The following is a 4,923-nucleotide window of genomic DNA, read 5'->3' on the forward strand; positions in this document are numbered from 1 at the left end:
CTGTGGCGCGACGCCAAGCTGTACGAGATCGGCGCGGGCACCTCGGAAATCCGCCGCATGCTGATCGGGCGCGAGCTCTACGCCGAAACGGCCTGAGCATCCAGCCGACGCCCCCGCGCCCACAGCACAAGCCACAAGAACAAAGACCCGAGATCCGACACCTTATGCCCACGCTCGAAACCAAACTCAATGCGCGCTCGGAATCCTTCCGCGCCAATGCCGACGCCATGCAGGCGCTGGTCGTCGACCTCAAGGCGAAGATCGCCAAGCTGGCGGAAGGCGGCGGCGAGCAAGCCCGCGCCAAGCACCTTGGGCGCGGCAAGCTGCTGCCGCGCGAGCGTGTGCAGCAATTGCTGGATCCGGGCACACCGTTCCTGGAACTGTCGCAGCTCGCGGCTTACGACATGTACGACAATGCGGCGCCCGGCGCAGGCATCATCACCGGCATCGGCAGCGTGGCCGGACAGGAATGCGTGATCGTCTGCAACGACGCAACCGTCAAGGGCGGCACCTACTACCCGCTCACGGTGCGCAAGCACCTGCGCGCGCAGGAGGTCGCCGAGCAGAACAACCTCCCCTGCATCTACCTGGTGGACTCGGGCGGCGCCAACCTGCCTAACCAGGATGACGTGTTCCCGGACCGCGACCACTTTGGCCGCATCTTCTACAACCAGGCCAACCTGTCCAAGCAAGGCATTCCGCAGATCGCGGTGGTGATGGGCTCGTGCACGGCCGGCGGCGCCTATGTGCCGGCCATGAGCGATGAGTCGATCATCGTCAAGAACCAGGGCACCATCTTCCTGGGCGGCCCGCCGCTGGTGAAGGCCGCCACCGGCGAGGAAGTCACCGCCGAAGACCTGGGCGGCGCCGATGTGCACACGCGCCTGTCGGGCGTGGCCGATTACTTTGCGCAGAACGACGCGCATGCGCTGTCGCTGGCGCGCAATATCGTGCAGCACCTGAACCGCCGCAAGCCGGACCAGATCCGCCTGCACGAGCCGCTGCCCCCGCGCTATCCGGTGGAGGAGCTGTACGGCGTGATCCCTACCGACACGCGCAAGCCCTATGACGTGCGCGAGGTCATTGCGCGCATCGTGGACGACTCGGACTTCGACGAGTTCAAGGCGCGCTACGGCACCACGCTGGTGTGCGGCTTTGCGCGGATCTGGGGCTATCCGGTGGGCATCATCGCCAACAACGGCATCCTGTTCTCGGAGTCGGCGCTCAAGGGCGCGCACTTTATCGAACTGTGCTGCCAGCGCAAGATCCCGCTGGTGTTCCTGCAGAACATCACCGGCTTCATGGTGGGCCGCAAGTACGAGAACGAGGGCATTGCCCGCAACGGGGCCAAGATGGTGACGGCGGTGGCGACCGCGCAGGTGCCCAAGTTCACGGTGATCATCGGCGGCTCGTTTGGCGCTGGCAACTACGGCATGTGCGGGCGCGCTTACTCGCCGCGCTTCCTGTGGATGTGGCCGAACGCACGGATCTCGGTGATGGGCGGCGAGCAGGCAGCCAGCGTGCTGGCCACCGTGCGCCGCGACGGCATCGAGGCCAAGGGCGGCAGCTGGAGCGCGGAAGACGAGGACAAGTTCAAGCAACCGATCCGCGACCAGTACGAGCACCAGGGCCACCCCTACTACGCCAGCGCGCGGCTGTGGGACGACGGCGTGATCGATCCCGCGCAAACCCGCACGGTGCTGGGCCTGGGCCTGTCGGCGAGCCTCAACGCGCCCATCGGCGAGATGAAGTTCGGCGTGTTCCGCATGTAATTTTCCATTGCTCAAGCGCCCCGGATAACGAATCGCACCGTACAGGACACCAACATGGATTTCACCACGCTTACCGTCACGGCCGCGCAGCACGTGGCCACCGTCACGCTGAACCGGCCGGACGTGCGCAACGCCTTCAACGAAACCGTGATCGCCGAGCTCACCGGTGCGTTCCGCGCACTCGGCAGCGAGCCCACGGTGCGCGCCATCGTGCTGGCTGGCAATGGCCCGGCCTTCTGCGCCGGCGCCGACCTGAACTGGATGAAGAAGATGGCCGGCTACTCGCACGACGAGAACCGGTCCGACGCGCTCACGCTGGCGCAGATGCTGCACACCATCTGGGCCTGCCCCAAGCCGGTGATCGCGCGCATCCACGGCGACACCTATGCGGGCGGCGTGGGCCTGGTTGCCGCCTGCGACATCGCCGTGGCCGCGGAGACAGTGAATTTCTGTCTGTCGGAGGCGCGCCTGGGCTTGCTGCCCGCCACCATCAGCCCCTACGTGATCCGCGCCATGGGCGAGCAGGCGGCGCGGCGCTACTTCATCACGGCCGAGCGCTTCGGCGCGGCCGACGCGCTGCGCCTGGGCTTTGTGCATGAGGTGGTGCCGGGCGACACGCTGGATGCCAAGGTGAGCGAGATCGCCGCCGCGCTGGTGGCCAACAGCCCCAATGCCGTGCGCGAGAGCAAGCGGCTGGTGCAGGAAGTGTCCGGCCGCGCCATCGACGATGCGCTGCTGGCCGACACCGCCGAGCGCATTGCTGCGATCCGCGCGTCGGACGAAGGCCGCGAAGGGGTGCGCTCCTTCCTGGAGAAGCGCTCGCCGTCCTGGCGTCCTGCCTGAGCCAAGGCACCCAGCCAATCATGCGCATCCGCCGCGCGGCCACCGCAGCCGCGCCGCCAGAACCAGAAAACTAGGAACAGTCATGTTCAACAAGATCCTGATCGCCAATCGCGGCGAAATCGCCTGCCGCGTGGCAGCCACCTGCCGCCGCCTGGGCATCCGCACGGTAGCCGTCTACTCCGACGCCGACGCCAACGCGCGCCACGTGGCACTGTGCGACGAGGCCGTGCATATCGGCGGCGCGGCAGCGCGTGACAGCTACCTGCGCGGCGACCACATCATCGAGATGGCCAAGGCCACCGGCGCGCAGGCCATCCATCCCGGCTACGGTTTCCTCTCCGAGAACGACGGCTTCGCAGAAGCTTGCGCCGAAGCCGGCCTCGTCTTTATCGGCCCGCCGGCATCCAGTATCCGCGCCATGGGCAGCAAGAGCGCGGCCAAGCGCCTGATGGAGGCGGCCGCGGTGCCGCTGGTGCCCGGCTACCACGGCGAGGATCAGGATGCCGCCCTGCTGCGCCGCGAAGCCGACCGCATCGGCTACCCCGTGCTGCTCAAGGCCAGCGCCGGTGGCGGCGGCAAGGGCATGCGCGTGGTGGAAGCCAGCGAAGGCTTTGAAGCCGCGCTGGCGTCCGTGCAGCGCGAGGCCAGCGCCAGCTTCGGCGACGACCGCGTGCTGGTCGAGAAATACCTGACCCGCCCCCGCCATATCGAGATCCAGGTCTTTGCCGACACGCACGGCAACTGCGTCTACCTGTTCGAGCGCGACTGCTCGGTGCAGCGCCGCCACCAGAAGGTGCTGGAAGAGGCTCCGGCCCCTGGCATGAGCGAGGAACGCCAGCGCGCCATGGGCGAAGCCGCCGTTGCCGCCGCGCAGGCCGTGGGCTACGTCGGCGCTGGCACGGTGGAATTCATCGCCAACCAGGACGGCTCGTTCTACTTCATGGAGATGAACACCCGCCTGCAGGTAGAGCACCCGGTCACCGAGATGATCACCGGGCAGGACCTGGTGGAGTGGCAACTGCGCGTAGCCTCGGGCGAGCCGCTGCCTCTCAGGCAAGATCAGCTTCAAATCCACGGCCATGCACTGGAAGCCCGCGTCTACGCCGAAAACCCCGACAAGGGCTTCCTGCCCTCCACCGGCACGCTGCGCTACCTGCGCACACCGGCAGCGGTCACGTTCGCGCTGGGCCAGGACGGCAACGGCCCGGCTGGCGTGCGCATCGACTCCGGCGTGCGCGAGGGCGACACCATCAGCCCGTACTACGACCCCATGATCGCCAAGCTGATCGTGTGGGGCCGCGACCGCGAGGAGGCGCTGGCGCGCATGGCGCAGGCGCTGGCCGAGTATCACGTGGTGGGCCTGTCGACCAATATCGCCTTCCTGCAGCGGCTGGTGACGTCGCAGGCGTTCCGCACGGCGGACCTCGACACCGGCCTGATCGAGCGCAACCAGGCGGCACTGTTTCCGCCGGCCGCGCCCGTGGGCATGGAAGTGATTGCGCTGGCGGTGGCGGCGTTGCTGGATGCGCAAGCCCGCGCGCGCCGCGTGGACCCGGCCGACGCGCATTCGCCCTGGCAGAACGCCGGCGCATGGCGCCTGAACGGAGACGCCACCAGCCAGTTCCGCCTGCGCACCGGTGAAGGCGAAACGCTGGCCAGCCTGCGCAGTGATGGCGGCAAGCAATGGCTGACGGTAGGCGAGCAGACCCTGCCCTTCCGCGCGGCCAGCCTGGCCGGCAGCCACGCACTCGACCTGGGCGAGCGCACGGTCAAGGGCAACACCCATATCGAAGGCGACGCTCTCTACGTGTTCAGCGGCAAGCAGCAAACCCGGCTGGAAGTCATCGACCCGCTGGCCCATGCGGGCAGCGCCGATGCCGAGGGCGGTAAGCTGGTGGCGCCGATGCCGGGCCGCATCATCGCGGTGATGGTCAAGGCCGGCACGGTCATTGGCAAGGGAGATCCGCTGATCGTGATGGAAGCCATGAAAATGGAACACACCCTGACCGCGCCGGCCGACGGCGTGGTGCAGGAGGTGCTTTATGGTATCGGCGACCAGGTGCAGGATGGGGCGCAGTTGGTCACGTTGGAAGATGTGGTGGTGTGAAGGAATGCGGGCCTTTTGGAGCGGGGGGCTGCTTGTAGCCCCGCTGACGCGGGGAGACACGTTTGGTGGGTGGGGTTTTCTTGCTTCTAGCTGCTGTCGCGGCTGTACGGTATTGGCCGTTTTGGAACGTGTGAGATGTCACTTCTCTTTACTCGTAAAGAGAAGTAACCAAGAGAAAGCGATCCTTGCAGGAGGCTGGCT

Annotated in this window: 4 protein-coding genes; all 4 read left to right on the forward strand. The window is 67.1% G+C overall.

Going from position 1 to position 4,923, the window contains the following annotated elements; all coding sequences use genetic code 11:
* Nucleotides 1-96 (forward strand): acyl-CoA dehydrogenase family protein (locus AC1RQK_RS40285; protein WP_492368604.1); only part of this gene is annotated, 96 nt, incomplete at its 5' end.
* Between the two features lie 68 nt (nt 97-164).
* Nucleotides 165-1,772: a carboxyl transferase domain-containing protein gene (locus AC1RQK_RS40290; RefSeq protein ID WP_492376809.1), complete on the forward strand. Its 1,608-nt coding sequence runs from the start codon at nt 165-167 to the stop codon at nt 1,770-1,772.
* A 54-nt stretch (nt 1,773-1,826) separates the two neighbouring features.
* A complete protein-coding gene (locus AC1RQK_RS40295) occupies nt 1,827-2,615 on the forward strand; it encodes an enoyl-CoA hydratase/isomerase family protein (RefSeq protein ID WP_492815229.1) in 789 nt (262 codons plus the stop codon).
* Between the two features lie 82 nt (nt 2,616-2,697).
* Nucleotides 2,698-4,722, forward strand: a complete 2,025-nt coding sequence (locus tag AC1RQK_RS40300; protein WP_492376807.1) for an acetyl/propionyl/methylcrotonyl-CoA carboxylase subunit alpha — start codon at nt 2,698-2,700, stop codon at nt 4,720-4,722.
* Nucleotides 4,723-4,923: the final 201 nt, after the last annotated feature.

This window comes from Cupriavidus sp. GW822-FHT02D05 (assembly GCF_058802485.1).